The sequence below is a fragment of the Spiribacter sp. 1M189 genome (genome assembly GCF_040838345.1).
Taxonomy (GTDB): Bacteria; Pseudomonadota; Gammaproteobacteria; order Nitrococcales; family Nitrococcaceae; genus Spiribacter; species Spiribacter insolitus.
On the sequence record NZ_JBAKFF010000001.1, the window covers coordinates 1,333,629 to 1,354,045 of the forward strand.

The 20,417-nt window shown below is 64.7% G+C and carries 20 protein-coding genes; 1 reads left to right on the forward strand and 19 read right to left on the reverse strand.

From position 1 onward, the window contains the following. Nucleotides 1-4 precede the first annotated feature (4 nt). From V6X30_RS06720 to V6X30_RS06780, 13 genes are all read right to left on the reverse strand, one after another. Nucleotides 5-1,936, reverse strand: coding sequence for a hypothetical protein (locus tag V6X30_RS06720; RefSeq protein WP_367983849.1), 1,932 nt, complete (start codon nucleotides 1,934-1,936; stop codon nucleotides 5-7). Next, nucleotides 1,933-2,370: a hypothetical protein gene (locus V6X30_RS06725; RefSeq protein ID WP_367983850.1), complete on the reverse strand. Its 438-nt coding sequence runs from the start codon at nucleotides 2,368-2,370 to the stop codon at nucleotides 1,933-1,935. Before V6X30_RS06725 ends, V6X30_RS06720 begins: the two co-directional genes overlap by 4 nt. A 14-nt stretch (nucleotides 2,371-2,384) precedes the next feature. Next, nucleotides 2,385-4,088, reverse strand: a complete 1,704-nt coding sequence (locus V6X30_RS06730; protein ID WP_367983851.1) for a flotillin family protein — start codon at nucleotides 4,086-4,088, stop codon at nucleotides 2,385-2,387. Then, nucleotides 4,085-4,813, reverse strand: coding sequence for a bacteriorhodopsin (locus tag V6X30_RS06735; RefSeq protein WP_367983852.1), 729 nt, complete (start codon nucleotides 4,811-4,813; stop codon nucleotides 4,085-4,087). The genes V6X30_RS06730 and V6X30_RS06735 overlap by 4 nt, the downstream gene beginning before the upstream one ends. 34 nt (nucleotides 4,814-4,847) lie before the next feature. Continuing rightward, nucleotides 4,848-6,224, reverse strand: coding sequence for an ABC transporter permease (locus V6X30_RS06740; RefSeq protein ID WP_367983853.1), 1,377 nt, complete (start codon nucleotides 6,222-6,224; stop codon nucleotides 4,848-4,850). After that, nucleotides 6,221-7,660: an ABC transporter permease gene (locus tag V6X30_RS06745; RefSeq protein WP_367983854.1), complete on the reverse strand. Its 1,440-nt coding sequence runs from the start codon at nucleotides 7,658-7,660 to the stop codon at nucleotides 6,221-6,223. Before V6X30_RS06745 ends, V6X30_RS06740 begins: the two co-directional genes overlap by 4 nt. Then, complete coding sequence (locus V6X30_RS06750) at nucleotides 7,660-9,447, reverse strand: sugar ABC transporter ATP-binding protein (protein WP_367983855.1); 1,788 nt, start codon at nucleotides 9,445-9,447, stop codon at nucleotides 7,660-7,662. The genes V6X30_RS06745 and V6X30_RS06750 overlap by 1 nt, the downstream gene beginning before the upstream one ends. 59 nt (nucleotides 9,448-9,506) lie before the next feature. Next, complete coding sequence (locus tag V6X30_RS06755; protein WP_367983856.1) at nucleotides 9,507-10,700, reverse strand: ABC transporter substrate-binding protein; 1,194 nt, start codon at nucleotides 10,698-10,700, stop codon at nucleotides 9,507-9,509. A 49-nt stretch (nucleotides 10,701-10,749) separates the two neighbouring features. Continuing rightward, complete coding sequence (attM, locus tag V6X30_RS06760) at nucleotides 10,750-11,676, reverse strand: AttM family quorum-quenching N-acyl homoserine lactonase (RefSeq protein WP_367983857.1); 927 nt, start codon at nucleotides 11,674-11,676, stop codon at nucleotides 10,750-10,752. A gap of 19 nt (nucleotides 11,677-11,695) precedes the next feature. Continuing rightward, nucleotides 11,696-12,544 (reverse strand): alpha/beta fold hydrolase, encoded by an 849-nt coding sequence (locus tag V6X30_RS06765; RefSeq protein ID WP_367983858.1) that lies wholly within the window; start codon nucleotides 12,542-12,544, stop codon nucleotides 11,696-11,698. 60 nt (nucleotides 12,545-12,604) lie between these two features. After that, complete coding sequence (locus V6X30_RS06770; RefSeq protein WP_367983859.1) at nucleotides 12,605-12,994, reverse strand: hypothetical protein; 390 nt, start codon at nucleotides 12,992-12,994, stop codon at nucleotides 12,605-12,607. Between the two features lie 236 nt (nucleotides 12,995-13,230). Next, entirely contained in the window at nucleotides 13,231-13,845 is a 615-nt protein-coding gene (locus V6X30_RS06775) for a cupin domain-containing protein (protein ID WP_367983860.1), read from the reverse strand. A gap of 79 nt (nucleotides 13,846-13,924) precedes the next feature. Next, nucleotides 13,925-14,341: an OsmC family protein gene (locus V6X30_RS06780; protein ID WP_367983861.1), complete on the reverse strand. Its 417-nt coding sequence runs from the start codon at nucleotides 14,339-14,341 to the stop codon at nucleotides 13,925-13,927. Between the two features lie 116 nt (nucleotides 14,342-14,457). Here V6X30_RS06780 and crp point away from each other — a divergent pair, with 116 nt between their 5' ends. After that, complete coding sequence (crp, locus tag V6X30_RS06785) at nucleotides 14,458-15,096, forward strand: cAMP-activated global transcriptional regulator CRP (RefSeq protein WP_367983862.1); 639 nt, start codon at nucleotides 14,458-14,460, stop codon at nucleotides 15,094-15,096. On the opposite strand, the gene trpC is transcribed toward crp, so the two are convergent. From trpC to rpe, 6 genes are read right to left on the reverse strand one after another with little or no spacing between them, the layout of a single operon-like run. Continuing rightward, nucleotides 15,097-15,903, reverse strand: coding sequence for an indole-3-glycerol phosphate synthase TrpC (trpC, locus tag V6X30_RS06790; RefSeq protein ID WP_367983863.1), 807 nt, complete (start codon nucleotides 15,901-15,903; stop codon nucleotides 15,097-15,099). Beyond that, nucleotides 15,900-16,928, reverse strand: a complete 1,029-nt coding sequence (gene trpD, locus V6X30_RS06795) for an anthranilate phosphoribosyltransferase (RefSeq protein WP_367983864.1) — start codon at nucleotides 16,926-16,928, stop codon at nucleotides 15,900-15,902. Before trpD ends, trpC begins: the two co-directional genes overlap by 4 nt. Before the next feature lie 18 nt (nucleotides 16,929-16,946). Beyond that, nucleotides 16,947-17,540 (reverse strand): anthranilate synthase component II, encoded by a 594-nt coding sequence (locus V6X30_RS06800; RefSeq protein ID WP_367983865.1) that lies wholly within the window; start codon nucleotides 17,538-17,540, stop codon nucleotides 16,947-16,949. A 13-nt stretch (nucleotides 17,541-17,553) separates the two neighbouring features. Beyond that, nucleotides 17,554-19,044 (reverse strand): anthranilate synthase component I, encoded by a 1,491-nt coding sequence (trpE, locus tag V6X30_RS06805; protein WP_367983866.1) that lies wholly within the window; start codon nucleotides 19,042-19,044, stop codon nucleotides 17,554-17,556. Continuing rightward, complete coding sequence (gph, locus tag V6X30_RS06810; protein ID WP_367983867.1) at nucleotides 19,041-19,742, reverse strand: phosphoglycolate phosphatase; 702 nt, start codon at nucleotides 19,740-19,742, stop codon at nucleotides 19,041-19,043. Before gph ends, trpE begins: the two co-directional genes overlap by 4 nt. Then, nucleotides 19,739-20,413: a ribulose-phosphate 3-epimerase gene (gene rpe, locus V6X30_RS06815; protein WP_367983868.1), complete on the reverse strand. Its 675-nt coding sequence runs from the start codon at nucleotides 20,411-20,413 to the stop codon at nucleotides 19,739-19,741. The genes gph and rpe overlap by 4 nt, the downstream gene beginning before the upstream one ends. Between the last annotated feature and the right edge of the window lie 4 nt (nucleotides 20,414-20,417).

A 20,417-nucleotide genomic window follows, 5' to 3' on the forward strand; every position in this document is an offset into this window, starting at 1 on the left:
CCAACTAGCCGCCGAAACTCCAGATCACCAGAAGGATTACGCCGATGGCTGCCACGGCCGCAATGATCAGGCGCCGAAGCCGCTCGGCCTCGGCGCTGACCCGGTCATGCCGCAGCGACGGTATCTCAGCTCTCGGCTCGATAGCGGGCTGCTCCGGTGAGGCCATGGCCATGCGATAGCCGAGAAACCACACGAGCACGAGGCCGAGCAGCCAGAAGAGGACAGACCAGGCCCAGAGCGAGGGCACGCTGAGGACCCATGCCCCGGTTGCATCGACAAAGGCGACGTTACCGAAGATCGTGCCCGGCCCGACCGCCAGAAACGCCCAGGCGAGCACGATCGACCACGCCAGCGAATTCAGCCAAGGCGGCGTGCGGGCCGCGAAGTGTCTGGCGATGAAAGCGCGGATTTCTTCGGCATTCGCCCTGCGGCCACGATGGCGGCTGACCGCTGAGATCACCATGATCGCGACGACATTGCAGAACAGCCCCCAGCCGGCGGCATGAATCGTCCACGGATATCGACCCCAGGGCAGTTCCAGACCCAGGTAACTCAGGATGTAGATGCCGGCGGCATCGGTGAGGAATACCGCGGCGATGCCAAAGCCGAATCCCACCACCGCCGCCGGCGGCGTGATCCAGCGGAACCACAGCAGCCCGACCAGCGGCCCCATCAACTGAGCCGACAGGGGTAGCGCCATGGCACCCAGCGCGGAGAGCGCCACCGGCGTGAGGAACGCCATCAGCAGCGAGACCACGGCGAGGATAACCACAACAATGCGGGTGAGGTTGACGGTGGCCCGACGCGACAGCTCGCTGTGGAACCAAGGCTTGTAGAGGTGGCGCACGACTGTCTCGGCGGCAACCAGTAGGGCGAGCCCGGCGAAAAGCTGCATACCAGCGACCAGGCCGAAGACAATCCAGACGCTGAACCATGGGGACGTCGCGGACAACAGATCGGCCAGGGTGGCACTCGCCTCTTCGCCGCGGAGCAGGCCGAACGCTCCCAGCAGCCCGCCGAGCGTGATGATCAAGGCACCGAAAAAACCGGCGAGCACCCAGGTCTGCCCCGCCGCAACGCCGGTGGCGCTGCGGCTCGAGAGCAGGATCTTGAACAGCACGGGGCTGCAGGCCACGCCCAGTACCGCCATGCTGGCGCTGAGAATCATCGCCGCACTGCCCGGGTGCTCCAGGAACGCACCACGGCCGAAGCCGGGCACGAACTGCACCACGCCGGCCACGCTGAACCATTGCGCCCCCCGCTCGCCAGCCGACGCCGCCAGCGCATCCATCAACAACAGCGGATCGCCGACATTGGCGAGAATGACACCCCCCAGCGTGAGCGTTGCACTTACCAGTGCGACTGTCTGCAACATCCCGAGGTAGGCCACAGCGCGAAGCCCGCCGATGACCACATAAGCGAACAGAATCAGGGTGAGCAGCGCCCCGCAGAAAAGCGGCGAGAGAGCGCCGGCGGTCATGGCCGAGAGCAGATCGGAGAGCAGCCGCAGCTGCATGCCCGCGAAGGCGACGGCGAACAGCAATGCGATCACCGCGCAGCTCACGGCCAGAAACTCGCTGCCGTAGTAAAGCCGCAACAGCTCGATCTGCGAGGAGACACGGAAACGCTGGGCGACAAACCAGGCCCGCTTGTAGAAGAGCATGCCCGGAATGGCGAGCAGGACACCGGCCTGCAGAGCCGCCACCGATGAGAAACCCCACCTGGCGACGGCATCTGCCGTTCCCAGCAGGAACCATACGGAGACGCTGGCCCCGGCCCCCACCAGCGCACCCATCCACGGCGCGATGGAGTGCCCCGCCGAGAACCAGGTCTCGACATCGTGGTTGGCCACCGCCGACTGACGCGCCCAGAACAGGGCGAGCGCCATGTAGATCAGGGTGAAAAGGCCCAGCCACAGAACCATCGAATCGATCATCGCGCGTCCCCGCCGGCGTCAACGTCAGTGCTGCCCTCGGGCTTGTGATGGAACGTCGAGTAGGCGCCCCGCAAGCCGTACCGGGTGACGAGATAGCTGAGGAAGCCGACCACCAGCACCGCAACCAGACTCAGACAGGCCAGAAAGTCCCGCTCGTCGAGCCGGCCCGTGGCGAATCCGATCACCACCAGGAGCGCGACGACACCGAATGCCGCCAGCCCCAGTGCCGTTTCCCCAGCGGTATAGCCCGTCCGGTAAAGCGCGTTGATGACCATATGCGCCACGAAAGCCGCGATCACCAACAGAATCCCGGCCAGGGCGGTGCCATACTGGTTCGCCTCCAGCCCCTGCAGGAACAGCGCCAGACTGAGCATGCCCAACGCGGTCCAGGTAGAGAACACCAGTACGCTGCGCTCAATGACCGGATTCGTCATTCACCCGTCTCCAGCTACTTGTCGCGCTTCGGCTTGCCGGCCGACTTCGGCCGATCGCTGGCAGAGGTCGGCTCGGTGTAGACCACCTTGGAGAGGTCCTGCAGCGCCTCCGATCGGTGGATGTTGTCCGCCGACAACCCGATTTCGCCCAGCAGCTGATCGACGAAGGGCGCGTGCGAGCGATAGCGGAGCGCGGAATTCACCACCTGATCGGCGAGGTTGCCCTCGCGATCCGTACCGGTGCCGGCACTGCCGGTACCCTCGCCGCTGCCCTCGCCGTCGGAGCGGCCACTGCCGCCACCGGAGAACCCGGGCAGCCCCTCGACGTGCATGATCTTGATCTCGTCGATGCGCTCCATGGGCTTGACGCTCTCGCGAATGATCGACGGCAGGTTGTCCACCAGGCGCCGATGCAGCGCGCTGCGCCGACTGGCATCCGAGCGCAGGTTCTCGGCCTCGTTGAGCTGCGTATTGCCCTCGGCTTCGACGCGGTAGCGCTCGGCCTCGGCAGCGGCCTCGATGCGGACCGCCTCGGCGCGGTCGTTGGCGGCATCCTTCTCCGCCTCGGCCAGCGTGCGCAGACGCATGGCCTCCGTTTCGACATCCTTGGACGTCTCGATGAGCCGGATTTCCTTGTCGCGATTGGCGATTTCCTTGTCACGGATGGTCAGCACCCGCTCCCGGGCTTCGGTCATGGCCGCCCGGGCGCGCTCGGCCTCGGACTGCGCCTCGGAGCGCTCCTGGGACTTGCGGGCAATGGTGATCTCGCGCTCCTGCTCCTCGACATCCAGCGCCTCACGGCGCTTGATCTGCATCGACTCGATCGACTTCTCGGTATCGATGCGGGCACGCTCCACCTGCTCGCGCTCGCGCAGCTTGATCTCCTCGATCTCGCGCTCGCGGGCCGCATCCTCGTGGGCGATTTCCGCCTTGCGCTGCGCTCGCTGAATGGCGATTTCCGCCTCATGGGCGCGCTGCGCAAACTCGGAGTCGCGCTTGATGTCGAGTGACTTGACCTCCGCGTCGAGATTTTTCTGGCGCACGGCCACCGCGGTGTCCTGTTCGATGTCGTTACGCTTCTTGCGACGCGCCTCGATCTGCTCGGTGAGCGCCGTCAGACCATCGGCATCGAATGTGTTGGACGGATTGAACAGGCCGATATCGGTCTGATCCAGCGAGGTGAGCGATACCGACTCGAGCTCGAGGCCGTCCTTCTCCAGGCTGTCGGCCACCTCACGGCCGACGAGCTTGTTGAACTCGTGGCGCTTTTCGTGGATGTCCTGGAGGGTCATGACGGCGGCCGCGCTGCCCATGGCATCCACGAAGCGACCCTGGATGAGTTCCTTGAGCTCCTCCGGGTGCAGGGTGCGGTTACCGAGCGAACGCGCCGCGGTCGCCACCGACTCATCCTCGGGTCGGACCCGCACGTAGAACTCCACCGTCAGCTCGGCACGCATGCGGTCATGCGTGATCAGCGATTTCTCCCGCACCCGGCTGACCTCCAGGCGCAGGGTATTCATGTTGACTTCGGTGATGTCGTGGACGATCGGCAGCACGAAGGCGCCGCCCCCCATGATCACCTTCTCGCCTCCCAGACCGGTGCGCACGAAGGAGATGTCCTTGGTGGAGCGCCGGTACAACCAGTGCAGCAGGTAGGCACCGACCGCGATGATGATCGCGATCAGGATGATGACGGCAATGATGTTCGCACCACTCATGATCTCTGTTCCTCGTTGTCGCCTGCGGCCTGCGTTTGGGAATGCCGCGTTGCCATGATGGCCGTTGCCAGGACTGCCACTCCGAAAGTCATCCGATTGAGGAAGTCAGCCACGTTGTAGGTCACGCTGATCGCTCCTCCGTCGATGAAGCTCCCGAAGCTCATGATGAAATTGCCGAGCGGATAGATCGCCCAGCCCACCGTGACGATCAGTCGCAGCCAGAAGTAGCCGCGGCGGATCGCATCGTGGTCGGATTCGCGCACGGCGGTATCCATGCGCCCGAAAAAGAGTTCGCCCAGGATGTAGAGCCAGAAGGCGAGCCCGATGAGAAAAGCCAGCGCTGCATGCATCAGCTGGGCCTCGCCCAGGTAGCGCACGAAGACCATCAGCACCGCGGCGACCACCAGGCGCCAGAACAGACCGATGCGCTGGCGGCCGGCGGCATTGGCGAAGAAATACAGCGCCAGCACCTGCAGCGGCATGGAAATGATCCAGCCGGCGTAGTGATAAAGAATGGGCACCGACCCCGTGGTCCAGGCCTCGCGGCCCTCGAACATTGCTCCGGCGCCCACGACGGCAGCGCAGGCGCAGAGCGTGACCGTGATCTTCCAGCGCTGGCCGACCCAGGCCGTCCCCAGCAATAGCAGGATGCTGGTGGCCACCAGTCCGAACAGGGCCGCCGAGAAGCTTGCGGCCGTCAGATCCGCCGACTCAAAGACCATCATCACTCATGCCTCCAGTTGTTGTTCATGCGCAGCCCTAGATTTGCGTTCGTATGTGGGGGGAGCGTGCGTAGAGGGCGACCATCGGGAGAATCAGCAGGCCGAAGATGAACTGCTGCCACTCGAAATTGAGGCCGATACCGATCAGGAACGACGCCAGCACCTGGAGGACGAAGACACCGATGACGGTAAAGCCATAGCCGCCCTGCCCCCCCAGCAGCGAGGTACCACCGACCACCACGGCCGCCAGTGTCAGGAACAGATACTGATCGCCCACGCCGATGAACCCCCCGCCCGACCAGCCGAGCAGCAGGGCACCGGTCAGCGCGGAGAAGAAACCCGAGATGGTGTAGGCCAGCACCCAGTACTTTAGCTCGGAGATCATCACCCGGGATGCCGAGACACGATTGACACCGAGCGCGTAGAGATTGCGACCGTAGACGGTGTGACGCATGCCGATCACGAGCACCAGGGCGATCAGCGCCCAGATCACGATGACCGGCGGAATCGGGATCCCGAAGGTCTTGCCGTTCATGGCCGCGAGGTTCGACAGCCACATCGGCACCACCCCCATAACGTTGCCGCTGTAGGCACTGCCGATGGAGGTAAGGATCTGCACGGCGCCCGAGATGGCGAAACCCGTCCCGAGCGTGAGAATGAGCGCCTGTCCCTGCAGCCGGTAGCTGAGCAGCCCGTTGATCAGACCCAGGATTGCCCCGGTCAGCAGGACCAGGCACATGGCCAGCCACGGCGGCACACCCAGACCGATGAGATACAGCATGCCGACATTGGCAGAGCCGATGATGAAAGGAATCGAGAGATCAAGGCCGCCGAGCATCGCCACGAGGGTCTGCCCCACGGCCGCGATACCCAGGAACGAGGCGAACAACAGCATCGACTTGACGTTCCATAGCGAGGCGAAGCCGTCGATCTGCATGGCCCCCACCAGGAAGAGCCCCAGCAGCACCATCAGACCGATGAATGCCGAGCGGTTCTTCTCGAAGAACGGGCCGATGGTTCGGGTAATGACGATGATCGCCAGCAGGATGAGCAGCGAGAGGATGTTCCAGACGTTCCAGAACCCCTCGATGGCGGCCGCCAGGATGAGGAAGCCAAGCAGAATGATCGCGAGCCCGATCAGGCTCGCGCGAAAGCGCAACCACACGAGCCGGAAGGGCCCTGGCCCCTCCGCCGAGGGGCGGCGCTCGAAGCGGAACTGGGTGAGGATGAAACGCCACCCCCAGTAGAAGAGCGCCAGGGTGGCAATGGCATAGAGGATGACGAGCTGGATGTCGGTCCCCTGAACGAGGCCGTAGATCACACCCAGCAGCGTCAGCAGGCCGCCGACACACAGGCCCAGAATACGCCCGGCCAGGCTCAGCTCGGTCGATGCCGCTTCGGACGACGGGGTCATCGCGACGTCTCCTGTTCTTGGGTGGGCGGATCGGAATCGCCGCCCACATCGCTGATGACATAGGCGACCAGCAGCATGAGGGCGGCTGCGATGGCCAGGACCACCACGTTCCAGTCACGTCGCTGTCCGGCAGTGGTGATCGTCACCCGCAGCAGCAGCGCCACTGCGGCCAGCAACAGGACGCCATGGATGAGCGGACGCGCGAATTCCCGCAGCGTGGCCGCCGCTTCGCCGCCATCCGCCACCTCCAGCGGTCCGGTCAGCACCTCGCCGGCCGGCGGGCGCTCGAGCTGCATCATCGCGGGCTGCGATGCGGACTCATCGGTGGCGACGACCGCGTCGGCCGGCGCCCCGGCATAATCGAAAGTGGCATGCATGATCACGCCGAAGACGACAACGCCAAGCACCACGAAGTAGAGCAACGGCGAGAAGCGCCGGATATAGCGCTGCAGCACCGGCAGGAGCAGCGTGACCAGCAGCGAGCCCACCAGGATCGCCCCGTAGGCCAGATCGGTGACGAAGCTCTGGACCATGCCGAAGCTGAAGGTGGCCAGCACATAGGTAATCAGATAGAGATTGATGGCGCCCAGTGCCGAGCCGAAAACGCCCGCCCGACCGCCCGCCAGCGAGGCGCCGCCAAGCACGAGGGCCGTCACCGCGATCAGCGTATAAGTCGTACCCTGGGTGGGATCGCCGGAGGAAATCAGTGCCGTGAAGGTGATCGCCGCCAGCGCCGCGAACAGGCCCGAGATCAGGTGGCCGCCGATGCGCACCAGCGCGATGCTGACACCCGAGGTGTAGGCCGCCCGCTCGTCTGAGCCCATCAGGCGGAGATGGGTGTAGAAGGCCGAGCGGGTGAAGGCCAGCCACGCCAGCGTAGCCAGCACGAGAATCACCAGCACCGGCGAGAAAATCGTGGTTCCCGCGCCCCAAGTGGACATCCACTCCGGGGCGACACCGCCCGGACGCGGCAGGATGACCAGGTTGATGCCGGAGAGCGCAAGGTAGCCGCTCAGCGCGACGATGATCGGCTGGACCCGCACGAACACCACGATCAGCGCGAACAGCAGGTGATAGGCCATGCCCAGCGCGAAAGCAAACAGGAACAGGCTGAACGGATTGGTCAGAAAACCGGCGCCATGCGCGACGATCACGGTGACGTTGATGAACCCGATCAGCGGGCCGATGGAAAGATCCACCGTGCCCCGTCCCGTAATCACCGAGGCCATCAGGGCATAGGTCGCAAGAATCAGCGGCGTCGCGACGATGATCGCACTGCCGATGCCGCTTGGCGTGACCAGCGACGGTGATCGCAGCACCGCGATGATGAGCAGCAGGAAAAACAGCGAGATCGGGACGATCATGAAGGGGTTGGAACGCCCGCCGCCGCTGGTCTCCACTGCCTCGGGCAGGTTGCGCTCCGTGACCGTGGCCATCAGCCTTCAGCCTCCGGTGTCATGGGGCGTCGCGAGAAATCGACGACCCGTACGGTGCCCTGCTCGGCGCGACGAATGATGTCGTCCGGCGTCTCCACCACCCGGATCGGCGGTACGGCAAGCGATTCGTCGTCGTACTCGACATGGCCGGTCGCCGCCGAACGCGGCGCTTCCCGCGGCGCCTCCGCCTCGACGCGGGCATGCAGCGGCGAGAGTCCATGACGACTGGCCAGACCGCCGCCGTCGGTCTGACCGAACATCGATTCCAGGATGGTTTTCGGCTCGAAGCCGCGCCCGTCGAAGGCGTCGAACGGCGCGCCGTCGCGGAACACGATAATGCGGGTGGCGAACCCTACGAACTCCTCGATCTCCGAGGAGAGGTAGATCACCGACTTGCCAGACTCGGCGAAGGCCCGGAGCTGCCGATAGAGCTCGGTCTTGGCCCCGACATCAATGCCACGGGCGGGATCGTTGAGCACGATCAGGTCCGGGCGCATGGCAAAGCCGCGGCCGATGAGCACCTTTTGCTGGTTGCCGCCGGACAGCGAGGTGATGCGATCGCTGTGCTGACCGAACTTGATCAGCAGGTTGTCAGCCTCGCGATCGAAGATGGTGCGCAGCCCCGCCCAGTCCACAAAACCCAGCACGCCGCCGCGCCGCTTCTCGCGGTAGAGCGGCATGACCAGGTTCTCCATGATGGACAGGCGATCGAAGATCCCTTCGCGCTTGCGATCGCCGGAGACATAGACCACCCGGCTGCCGACGGCGTCGGCCAGGCGCCGGATCGGCTGCGCGACCCCTTCGCGGTCGTAGGCGAGAATCTCCCCGGCCAGCGGCGGCTGCACCCCGGAGAGTGCGCGCACGAAGTCATCCTGGCCCTGGCCATCAAGTCCGACGATGCCGATCACCTCGCCCCGGCGCACCTCCAGATCGAAGCGGCGTGCCCCCGGCCATAGCTGCAGACCGCGGGCCTGCAGCGCCAGCTCCTCGACCTCGGGCATCGGCGCCTCGTCATGGGATTCGCCGGTGCCCTGATCCTCGCCAGTCATGAGGGCCAGCAGGTTTTTCTCGGTGATCGCCTCGCGCTCGAGGACGCCGACATCGCGCCCGTCACGCATGACCGTCGCCCGGTCGGCGATGCGCACCAGCTCGGCGATGCGGTGCGTGACGATGAGGATCGTCGTGCCGCGATCGCGTAGCTCGCGCATCTTGGTGAACAGGCGCTCGGTACTGTCGAAGTCGAGCGCCGCCGAGCTTTCATCCAGGATCAGGATGCGCGGCTCACTGAGCAGCCCGCGGGCAATGGTGATCCACTGCTTGAGGCTCAACGGCAGTGTTCCGGCCAACGCATGGGGGTCAACCGTCTCGCCGGACAGATCCCGCATCAGCGCGGCGGCACGACGCGTCTTGTCACGCAGGTTCAGCCTCTTGGTGAAGAGCCGGTCGGCCCCCATGAAGATGTTGTCCACCACCGAACTCTCATCGGCGACCAGCACCTCCTGGTAGACCGTCGAAATCCCGAGCGCGCGGCTCTCCGCGGGGGTCGCCGGCGTCTCGCCGAGCACCGACACCGATCCGGCATCCACGGGCAGAATGCCGGAAACCACCTTGGCAAGCGTCGACTTGCCGCAGCCATTGCCGCCCACCACCGCATGGATCTCACCGGCACGCGCCGAGAAACTCACTCCATCCAGCGCCCGGGTCGGGCCGAAGTGCTTGCGCACGTTCTGTAGTGAGATCGTCTCGCGCCTGACGGCAGGCTTCGGATTGTCAGCAGGACTCTGCATCTCGGTTTCCAGAGATCCCGAGGGGTAGCACCCCCCGGGACCTTCAATACCCCTTTGGTTCAGTCCGAGACCGGATGCGACGCCGGGTCGTACTGCGTCGGATCGGCAGGACGCAGGAAGAACTGATCGATGTAGGCCGGATCAAGCCCCCACCGGTCCGGTCCGACGGCCAGCCACTCGGCACTCTGGACGTTGCAGTCCTCATCCATGACCTCGACGAGATCCTCGTAGGTGAATTCCACCGGATCGACGAGCACCGACTGGATCTTCGGCCCCTGGCCCTGGAGCGTGCGCATCATGATGTGCCAGATGAGCCGGATCTCGTCCTGGGGCGGCCACACCTGATAGGTGGTCGAAATGTAGTCCGGATTCTTGCGCCAGTAGCACAAGGCACCGAGCTCGCCACCGATGGAAGTCGGCACATCCTCGCGGCCGGACTGCTGCAGGGCCCGCAGCACGCCGAGTTCCGCGGCCGACTGCACCGTGATCCCATCCACACCACCGGGGTTCGTGGCGAGCCACTTCTGCACCTCTGCCTGAGCGACCTGGTCGGTCCACATACCGGCGATACTGCCCACTACCTCGATACCATCCGCTTTCGCCAGACCGGCCTTCACGCCACGGTCCTGGCTATCGGAACCGGAGGTGCCGGGAATGCCCTCGACCACCAGCACACGGCCCTCGCCATCGAGCTCATCAGCCATCCACTGACCGATCTCGAAGCCGGCCAACTGATAGTTCACCGACGAGTTCACCGAGTAGGGCGAAGTCAGGTAGCCGGTAAAGGAGAAGGTGGGCACGCCGTTGTCATAGGCGTACTTCACCGACTGATTGAGCGCGGTGGGGTTGGAGCAGCACACGAAGATGGCGTCGACGCCCTGGTCGACGAGCTGGCGCATCTGCTGGATCTGCGTCGAATCGTTCAGGTTCGACTGCGTGACGATGACCTCGTCAATCAGCCCCAGCTCCTGCCAGCGCGGAATGATCTCTTCCTGGAGCTCTCGCATGGCAGCCGCCCGCCATGTGTTACCCGCATAGGAGCTCGCATAGCCAATGGTCCACGGGGGCGGGTTCTCGGCAACGAAGTCCCGATACGCGCTGGCGCCGATCGGCTGCGATGGATCGAGCATATCCGGGTTGTAAAGACGCTCAACGACGGACGGATCCAGCTCGTCGAGTCCTTCAGCCTGGGCTGTGCCAAACGACACCATGCCGGCAAGCAGTGCAGCGGACGCTGCTTGAATGATCTTCATCTCTCGACTCCTCCTCATGAGACCTGAAAACCGGGGGTTGCCCGCCGGGTCAGGTGTAGAAAGAAGACGGCGCTTTTCGCCAGTCTTCCCACTGCACGGGGTCGTGGCCGGTTACGACCATCGCCCCGGTCTTCTCGGCAACCCGGTGGAGCTTTGCCACCGAGTCGGCCGCATCGGCCGAGGACACGACGAGTCCCGGCAATGCTTTGTTGTTCCAGTGATCCACGGTATAGGCGGCATCGATCGCGAGCAGGATCGGGCCGGTGTTCGGCAGAGTGACCAGAAACGACTGATGACCCGGCGAGTGGCCGGGGGTGAAGATCGTCTTGAGCACATCATCGCCAAACAGATCGAAAAAGTCGGTGGTCTCGCCGCCGAGGAACTTCCACTTCAGCCCCGGACGGTCGAAGTCCGCCCGGATATAGGCTGGCTCAGAGAACCAGTGCGGGTTGAATGCGTAGTCGTACTCGACGCGCTGGACAATATGCTGAGCCCTTGGAAACCGCCCGATGGCGCCGGTGTGATCCAGATGCAGATGCGACTGGAGGACATAGCGGACGTCCTCGGGCTCAACCCCGACCGAACGACACTGCTCAACGCAGTCGTCACTCAGATCCATGATCGGGTCGTAGGCATCAACCACCGCGCCCCAGTGGGCGCGCTTGTCGACGGCGACCTCAATGGCATTGCCACCATCGATCACGACGTTACCCATGGGATGCTTGAGCAGATACCAGGGCACGGGGATCTCGAAGTCCTCCTCGCCCTGGTTCATTGCGATCAGCTTTCGCTTGGTGCGCAGCGTGCCGGTCTGGAACATATACAGCTCCACTCCATCACTCGATGCCACCTTGGGTCGCACGGATTCCCGGCGTGGCGCCGGCGCAAGACTGCTGCTGGAGGAAGTGGGCGAGAGCAATGACTTGCTGTCGGTCTCGATCTGCTTGCCGTTGGCGTCGTACTGGATGATCTTCATGTCGAGTTCCCGCCCGGCGTCAGGTGCGCGCCATGATCTGATTCAGGGCTTCCTTCAGGTAAACCCGGAACAGCGCGTGGTTTTCGGACATGGGGAAGTGGCCAATGTCCTCCATTTCGATATACACACCGCCGGGAATCTGGCTGGCCGTCTTTTCGCTCGCCTCAGGCGGTGTCAGATAGTCATATGTCCCGGTCATCATCACCACCGGGCAACGACTCGTGTCGATATCCTTGAGCGAATCGCGCATGTCGTGGTCTACCGAATAGAAATGCAGATCGCCGCGGAACACCTCCGAGCCCTGGGTGTAGTAGTGCCAGGTCAGCCAGCGATCCATATCGGGACTCTGCGGGGCCATGAGATCCCAGGTGCCGCTGGCGCACACCTGCGCGGCATTGGCATGGGGATGACGCCACCAGTCCAGGTAGAAGCCCGGGGCGTGATCCGCGGCCTCCACGGGAATGACCGCACGGAAGCGATCGGGATAGTGCAGTGCCAGCTGCAGCGCCACGTTGCCGCCGAACGACGATCCCATGAAGATCGGGTTGCGCAGCTCCAGCGCATCGCAGAATGCGACGATGAATTTCATGAAGTGGTCGGCGGTGAGCCGGTATTCAGCGTTCCACCATTCCCAGTTGTGCGGCGGATCCGACTTGCCATGCCGCGCCAGGTCATAGGCGATCACGTCGTAGTTCTGGGTTATCTCGGCATCTTCTAGCAGGTCCCGCCACTGATGGTTATGGCAACCGGCCGTGTGCTGGCAGACCAGCGGGATGCCAGTGCCATTGCGCAGATAGAAGACCTTGTACTCGGAGCCGTCCACCTCGATGGTCACGTAGCGTCCGACAACCGGAGAATGCTTGGCCATGGGGATCTCCCGTTATCCCGTTGGAAGGTAATGCTTGAGCCGCAGGCGACTGTCGCCGGATCAGACCGGCACACCGACCTTGCGAAGAAGCTCGAACTGGACGGTGAAATTGCGCAGGTTCTGCATCAGCTTGAGCTGATCGCCCTCAATGCGCAGATCACGCTGGAAGCTGCAGGACCAGATGCCGTGGTACATCGGTTTCGGGATGGGGCGGGCGAACTCCCGCCAGGTGGCCGCCGAGGCCCGGAGCGCAAAATCCCAGGGATCAAGTGGCCCCGGGTCGATGTTCATGCGATAGACCTTGCCATCGAGCATTTCGACGATGACGCCTGCCTGCTCCATATCGAACAGGTAGCGGCAGGTGAAATACTTCGCCATGGCGGCGATGGTGGGGTTGTTATCAGACGCCTCGCTGAACTTGAGGGCCCACTCGCGGATATCCTGTGGCATTTGCGTTCACCGCCGGCCCTGGCTGGAGGAGCTGGACTGCTCCCCTCGATCCTGGCGCCCGACGCGGCTCTCCTCCCCGACGCTGTGTTGTTATGGCAGGGCGACGCCACTTGCATCCTTAGTGGCCCCTGGCGCTCCTCAACCGTCCGTGGAGGGAATCCATCATTCGTTGAAAATATTAGATACCACCCACGATTTCAGGGTGTCAAGCATCTCAAACAGAAGAGGCGAAAAAATTAAAAGGAAGGCGGAGTGCAGGCGCTGATCACCACACACTCTTCATCTTCGAGATTGCGGAACCGATGCGGGCTTCGACTGCTGAAGGCATAGGACTCCCAGGGCCCGAGCACCCGGCGCTCTTCTCCCACGGTGATCTCGACATGCCCCGAGATGACAACGCCGGCCTCCTCGCCTTCATGGCGATACATGACCCGGCCGGTATCCGCGCCGGGGAGGTAGCGCTCGACCATCATCTGCAGCGTGGACTCGCTACGGCGACCGACCCGCCGGAAATCAAGCGGCCCCTCGGTTACCGGAACCAGCTCATCGGACCGGAAGAAGACCTTGCGCTCCGGGTCCTCCCCGACATCGAAGAAGTCGGTCAGCGACAGGGGCACGCCATCGAGTACGCGCTTGAGCGACGCCACCGAGGGGCTGGATTGGTTTTTTTCGATCAGCGAGATCGTCCCGTTTGTGACGCCGGAGCGCCGCGCCAGCTCACGCTGGGAGAGCCCGCGGGCTTTGCGGATCTCACGCAGGCGCCCGCCGACATCCAGTCCCGCCGGTGGTGTCGCGGCCGATTTCCCTTTCGTTTTTCGGCTTTTATCAATCGCGTCCTGACGACTGCTCACTGCCCCTGCCCCCTTATCCGGGCCATGCTTAAGCGTTAATTATTATATGCACTTAACGGAAAATGCGAGACATGACCGTTCAATCCTCCACCACCTCGTGACTGTGCGTCACCGCGCAGGCCTTGGCGAGCATGAGGGAAGCCGAGCAGTATTTCTCGGCGGAGAGCTGCACGGCGCGCGCGACGGCGGCGGCCTTCAGCCACTCTCCCCGGACCCGGAAATGCAGATGAATCGCGGTGAACACCTTCGGCGGGGTTTCCGCGCGCTCAGCCTCGACATCGACCTCGCAGCCGGCGACAGGATGCCGGCCACGCTGGAGGATATGCACGACATCCACCGCCGAGCAGCTCCCCAAGCCTTGTAGAAACAATTCCATGGGCCGCGGCCCTAGATCACGTCCGCCGATATCCGGTGGCCCATCCACCGTTAGTCGGTGACCACTCCCCGATTCGGCCTCAAAGGCCATCCCATCCAGCCAGCGTATATGCGCTTTCACCGCGTCACCCCCATTTCCAGACCCCTCCATATGGGTCATGCATTTTCTCAACGCCTCAGTATAACTTCCGGCCTCCGCACGACCGAAAAACCATCTTCAGGCGACAGGGAGGTCACATGTCACCCGAGAGCGTTCGATTCTTTCAGCGCCCGGCCATCATCGAACTGCTGCGTCACTGCCGGCGCAGCCGCTACCGTGCCCGCTCAACGGTCGTCCATCAGGGCACGTACGGCGATCGTCTCTATCTCATTCTCCGCGGCTCCGTGAGCGTCGTGGAGGAGGACGAGAACGGCCGCGAGCTGATTCTCGCCTATCTCAACCCCGGGGATTTCATCGGCGAGATGGGACTGTTCGGTGATGCGCCGACGCGCAGCGCCTGGATTCGAACCCGAACCACCTGTGAGCTCGCCGAGGTCAGCTACGAGCGGTTCGCGCGGCTGCAGGCGGACCACCCCTACATCCTGCATCCGGTGGTCGAGCAGATGACGCGACGCCTGCGTGACACCAGCCGGCGATTTCGCGATCTGGCGTTCGAAGATGTTCGCGGGCGTGTTGAGGCCACGCTGCGCGAGCTCGCCACACAGCCCGATGCCATCACGCACCCCGATGGCATGCAGCTCCGGATCACCCGCATCGAACTGGGCCGGCTGGTGGGCTGCTCCCGGGAAATGGTTGGCCGGGTACTGCGCGACATGGAGGCCGACCGGCTGATCTCGGCCCGCGGCCGGACCATCGTCGTCCACGAGGCGCGCTGATCAGCCAAACAGCTCGGCGAGCTTGTCACCGGGGGAGTCGGCGCGCATGAACGCCTCACCCACGAGGAAGGCATGTACGCCACCGGCGCGCATGGTGGCCACCGCTTCAGCGGTATGGATACCGCTCTCGGTGACAAGCCGCACCGATGAGGGCACCCGATCCGCGAGACGGACCGTGGTCTCGATATCGGTCTCGAAGGTCCGCAGATCGCGGTTGTTGATCCCGACCAGGTCCGCCTCGAGGGCGAGGGCGCGATCGAGTTCGAGCTCGTCATGCACCTCGACAAGTACGTCCATGCCAAGCGACTCGCCAAGCGCATGGAGTTCACGCAGCTGCGTGTCACCGAGCGCCGCCACGATGAGCAGGATGCAGTCGGCGCCCAGCACCCGGGCCTCGTAGACCTGGTAGGGATCGAAGATGAAGTCCTTGCGGACCACCGGGCAGCCACAGGCCGCCCGCGCCTGCTGCAGATGCTCGTCGGCGCCGAGGAAGAAATCCGCCTCAGTGAGTACTGACAGGCAGCTGGCACCGCCACGCTCATAGCTGCGGGCGATGGCCGGCGGGTCGAAGGGATCGCGCAGCACGCCCTTGCTCGGCGAGGCCTTCTTGATCTCGGCGATGACGCCGGCCTCCCCTCGAGCGATCCGTGCCTCCAGGGCCGCCCGAAAGCCGCGCGGCGCCGGAGCTTCCTCGACACGGGTGGCGAGGGCCTGCAGCGTCACCTGTTCGCTGCGCTCGGCCACGACCCCGGCCTTTCGGGCCAGAATGCGACGAAGGATATCCGGCGTATCGTGACCACCGCTCATGCCGAGTCTCCCAGACCACGACTCGTGGCGACGAATTGATCAAAGCGTTCACGGACAGCGCCGCTGGCCAGCAGTTCGCCAGCCCGCTTGACGGCATCCCCAAGGTGATCCTCAAGCCCGGCGACATGGATCGCCGCGCCGGCATTGAGCGCCACCAGGTCGGCAGCCGGCCCGGGCAGGCCGTCGAAGATGGCCTTGATGATCTCAAGGCTGCGCTCCGCGGAGTCCACGCGCAGCGGCTCCAGAGACGCCGACGCCAGGCCGAAGTCCTCCGGTCGAACACGGTATTCCCGTACCTCGCCATCACGCAGTTCGGCCACGCGGGTCGGCGCGGCGATGCTGATCTCGTCCAGGCCGTCCTCGGAGTGGACCACCATGACCCGCTCGCTGCCGAGCATCCGCAGGACATCAGCGATGGGACGGACCCAGCGCGCGTCATACACCCCGAGCAACTGGTTCGGCGCACCCGCCGGATTGGTCAGCGGCCCCAGCAGGTTGAACACCGTCCGCACCCCCATCTCCTTGCGCGGTCCGATGGCATGGCGCATGGCCAGGTGGTGCTGCGGCGCGAAGATGAAGCCGACACCGACCGCCTCGATGCACTCGGCCACCGCCTCGGCGTCGAGGTCGAGACTGGCCCCGGCCGTCTGCAGCAGATCGGCACTGCCGGATGAGCTGGAGACCGAGCGATTGCCATGCTTGGCCACCCGTCCGCCGGCGGCGGCCACCACGAAGGCCGTCGCCGTGGAGATATTAAAGGTGCCCCGGGCATCACCACCGGTGCCGCAGGTGTCCACGAGATGCGCATGATCCACCGTGACATGGACGGCAAGCTCACGCATGACGCCGGCGGCCGCGGCGATTTCGGTGACGGTTTCGCCTTTCATGGCAAGTCCGATGAGGAACCCGCCAATCTGCGCCGGTGTCGCCTCGCCGGTCATGATCCGCCTCATGACCGCGGTCATCTCGGCCTCGCCGAGATCGCCCCCGTCCATGACCCGGCGTATGGCTGCCTGGATTTCCATTCTGAATCTCCTCCCCTGTCAGGCCGCGGCCGCCGGCCGGGCCAGGAAATTGCGCAACAGATCATGCCCCGTGCGGGTGAGGATCGACTCCGGATGGAACTGCACCCCCTCGATATCGAGCTCGCGGTGGCGGATCCCCATGATCTCCTCCATGCCGCCGTCGTCCAGCTCGGTCCAGGCGGTGATCTCCAGGCATTCCGGCAGCGTGCCGGCATCCAGCACCAGCGAGTGATAGCGCGTCGCCTCGAGCGGCTCGGGCAGTCCCTGGAACACACCCCGGTCGAGGTGATGCACCCATGAGGTCTTGCCATGCATCACGGTACCGGCATGAATGACGTCGGCGCCGAACGCCTGGCCAATCGCCTGGTGACCCAGGCAGACACCGAGGATCGGCAGACGACCGGCAAGGCGTCGGACCACCTCCAGCGACACGCCCGCCTCGTTCGGGGTGCAGGGCCCCGGGGAGAGCACGATGCGCTCCGGCCGCAGGCGCTCAATCTCATCGACAGTGATCGCATCGTTGCGATAAACCGCCACGTCGGCGCCCAGCTCGCCCAGATACTGCACCAGGTTGTAGGTGAACGAGTCGTAGTTATCGATCATCAGCAGCATGGCACCCCCCTGATCAACTCTGGTCGAGGCCGGCTTCGGCCATGGCCACCGCACGGAACAGCGCGCGGCCCTTGTTCACGGTCTCCTCCCATTCCGCGGCGGGATCGGAGTCGTGCACGACACCCCCACCGGCCTGGACATGCACCCGGCCGTCCTTGATGACCGCCGTTCGGATGGCGATGGCGGTGTCCATATTGCCCGACCAGGAGAGATAACCCACCGCGCCGCCATAGACGCCGCGTTTGACGGGTTCGACCTCGTCAATGATCTCCATGGCACGGATTTTCGGTGCCCCGCTCAACGTGCCGGCGGGATGCGTGGCGCGCAGCAGATCCATGGGCCCGAGCCCGGCGCGCAACCGGCCGGTCACGTTGGAGACGATGTGCATCACGTGGCTGTAGCGCTCGATGGTCATGCGATCGGTGACCCGCACGGAACCCAGCTCACTGACCCGGCCGATGTCATTGCGCCCCAGGTCGATGAGCATCAGGTGCTCGGCACGCTCCTTGGGGTCGGCAAGCAGATCGGCCTCCAGGGCGCGATCCTCCTCGGCACTCTTGCCACGGCGCCGCGTCCCCGCGATGGGTCGGACCGTGGCCTCACCATCCTCAAGCCGCGCCAGGATCTCCGGCGAGGAGCCCACCACCTGAAAATCACCGAAATCCAGGAAGAACAGGTACGGCGACGGATTGGTGCAGCGAAGCGCGCGATACAGATCCAGTGGCCGGCCATGGTAGTCCGCGCTCATGCGTCGCGACGGCACCACCTGCATACAGTCGCCATCGACGATGTACTGCCGGATCCGCTCGACCATGGCCTCGTATTCATCGCGTTCAATGGACGAGTCGAAATCCTCCTCAGCCACGACTCGTGGCGGCGTAGGCCTGGCGTAGGCCAGCGCCTCGCCCCGCAGCCGCTCGGCCAGTGCCGCAAGGCGCGCCTCGCCACGCGCCAGCACCCCTGCTTCGGACGGATCGACATTGACCACCAGATACAGCCGGCCCGCCAGATTGTCGAACACCAGGACCTCTTCCGACTCCATCAGCAGGATATCCGGAACGCCCAGCGTGTCGGGGTTGGGGCAGTCGGCGAGGCGTGGCTCGATATAGCGGATCGTGTCGTAACCGAAATAGCCCACCAGACCGCCCAGGAAGCGCGGCAGGCCGGGCATATCCTCGGGTGGCGCCGCGCTCACCGCCTCATGACGCGCCTCGACCCAGGCCAGCGGATCATCGACCACCGCTTCCGCCATCTGTTCGCCATCCAGCCATGTCTCGATCCGATGACCGTGGATGCGGTACTGACGCCGGCAGGGCAATCCGATGATGGAATAACGGCCCCACTTCTCGCCGCCCTGCACAGACTCGAACAGATAGCTGCCGGCCGCGGCCGCCAGCTTCAGGTAGGTAGAGAGCGGCGTATCCAGATCAGCGAGCAGCTCGCGGACGAGGGGGATCCGGTTGAAACCCTCACGGGCATACTGGGTGATGGTGTCTTGGTTCATGGCGCCATCCGGTTGGACTGTGACAGCGCTGCCAGGCGGTCGGCCAGGGCCGGAACGGTCAGAGTCAAGTCTGCCGGATGCTCCGCGAAAACTGCATCGTCGCCCGGATACCCGTAGGGCACCCGCACCAGCAGGGCACCGGCGGCATGGGCCGCATCACGGTCGGCGGCGGAGTCCCCCACATACAGACACCGCTGGATATCGACCCGCAGGGCCTCCGCGGCGTGGACCAGCGGTGCCGGATCGGGTTTCTTGACCCCGAGCGTATCGCCACTGACCAGGGTGGCGAAGCGCCCGGCGATGCCCAGCGCCTCGAGCAGCGGCTGCGTGAAGGCGCCGGGTTTGTTGGTCACCACCGCGAGCGGGAGATCCAGTACGGCCAGCCGAGCAAGGCCGTCCGCAACGCCGGCATAGAGGACGCTGCGCTCGTGCAGGCAATCGCGATAGTGGACGAAAAAACGCGCCAGGGCGGCCTCGGTCTGTGGAGGTTCGGCGGCGATCCCGCGCCGGCCGGCGAGCGCACGGGCGACCAGCCACCGGGCCCCGTTACCGATCCAGTTGCGGACCCGGTCCTCGTCGATTGCCGGGCGGCCGAGATCGGCGAGACATCGATTGACCGCCGTGGTCAGGTCGGGCGCGCTGTCCACCAGCGTGCCGTCAAGATCGAACAGGACAGCGTCGGGGAAGAACAGGTTCACGATTCGGCCCGGGCCGCCCGCTCACGCATCTCGGCGATCACCGCGGCATAGTCGGGCCTGCCGAAGATCGCCGAGCCGGCGACCACCGTATCCGCGCCGGCCGCCACCACCGCATCGATGTTGTCCGGGCCGACGCCGCCATCCACCTCCAGACGAACCGGGCGCGGCTGGGCGTCGATCAGCGCGCGGGCCTCGCGCAGCTTATCGAGGGTGCCGGGCAGGAACTGCTGGCCGCCGAAGCCGGGGTTGACCGACATCAGCAGGATGAGGTCGACCTTGTCCATGACATAGCGCAGGCAGTCCAGCGGCGTCGCCGGGTTGAACACAAGCCCTGTCTGGCAGCCCTGATCGCGGATCAGCTGCAGGCTGCGATCGACGTGGTCACTCGCCTCGGGATGAAAACTGATCAGACTCGCCCCGGCGGCGGCGAAATCCGGAATGATCTGGTCGACCGGCCGCACCATCAGGTGGACATCAATCGGCGCGCTGACACCGTGCCGGCGCAGGGCCTGGCAGACCACCGGCCCGAAACTGAGGTTGGGCACATAGTGGTTGTCCATGACATCGAAGTGCACCCAGTCGGCACCCGCCGCCAGGACACGATCAACCTCCTCGCCCAGGCAGGCGAAATCGGCGGCGAGAATGGAAGGGGCAATGACAAGATTCTGCATGGCC